This window comes from Escherichia sp. MOD1-EC6819 (assembly GCF_002965765.1).
Taxonomy (GTDB): domain Bacteria; phylum Pseudomonadota; class Gammaproteobacteria; order Enterobacterales; family Enterobacteriaceae; genus Escherichia; species Escherichia ruysiae.
On the sequence record NZ_PTRG01000039.1, the window covers coordinates 1 to 941 of the forward strand.

2 protein-coding genes are annotated in these 941 nt (G+C 53.1%); one reads left to right on the forward strand and one right to left on the reverse strand.

Translation table 11 applies throughout. From position 1 onward, the window contains the following. Positions 1 to 108: 108 nt before the first annotated feature. Positions 109 to 480, reverse strand: coding sequence for a helix-turn-helix domain-containing protein (locus A7Z06_RS21510; protein ID WP_085460752.1), 372 nt, complete (start codon positions 478 to 480; stop codon positions 109 to 111). 152 nt (positions 481 to 632) lie between these two features. On the opposite strand from A7Z06_RS21510, the gene A7Z06_RS21515 reads away from it, so the two are divergent. Beyond that, positions 633 to 941 (forward strand): CHC2 zinc finger domain-containing protein (locus tag A7Z06_RS21515; RefSeq protein WP_238151747.1); only part of this gene is annotated, 309 nt, incomplete at its 3' end.

Sequence of the window (941 nt, forward strand, 5' to 3'; positions counted from 1 at the left end):
GACTTCTGGCGTAATATCGTGTTCAGCCATGATTAACTACTCCTGTTAGTTGCTTGTGGTGAGCGGTGGTTAAGGGTTGCCGCCCTTAGTCACCGCGTTATTTATCAGTCAGTTACGCGCCTGAACAATCAGGGCCTGTAACATCTCCGAAATCATCTTCTGCTTTGCCTTCGGCAGGCTGTCGATCTCTTCAATAAGCTGCTGCCATTTTGGCGCGGGGCCACGCTTACGGGCGATCTTCTCCGGTTCTTCGCCAAGCAAATCCTCCAGAGAAACCGCTAACAGTCTTGCCACTGCTGGGAGTATGGATATCTGTATCCGCCGCCTTCCGGCTTCCCAGGCCTGTACGGCCTGCTGGGAGACGTTCAGCGCCTGTGCAACCTGCGTCTGCGTCATCCCTGCATCCTTCCTCAGCGCGGTGATCCGCCTGCCCAGTTCCGTAATAAATACCTGTTCTTCGTTGCTTATTGGTGCGGCCATAGTCGTTTTACCTGAAATCCTTTGAGACCTGATGACCATAATCTACTCCATGTTTTACATTTAACTGTTGTAAATACTACTAGCTGATGTATATACTTGTCGAGTTATTTTTATACAAACCCTATTGACAGGTTTTTACAGGAGTTCCCGTTATGGCCCGCATCCCGGAAGCAGAGTTGCAGCACCTGAAAGCCGCCGTCTCCTTAGTCGCCGTGGTTCAGGCGCAGGGGCGACAACTGGTTAAGAAAGGGAAAGACTTCACCACGCTGTGCCCGTTCCATGACGAGAAAACGCCGTCCTGTGTGATCTCGCCGGAGAAAAACCTGTATCACTGCTTCGGCTGTAACGCGGGCGGTTCGGTGCTGGACTGGGTGATGCAGACGGAAAAACTCAGCCTGCGTAAGGCGGCGGAACGCCTGAAAGCGGAGCTGGGCGACAATCCCGCCGTGGTGCCGCTGGTT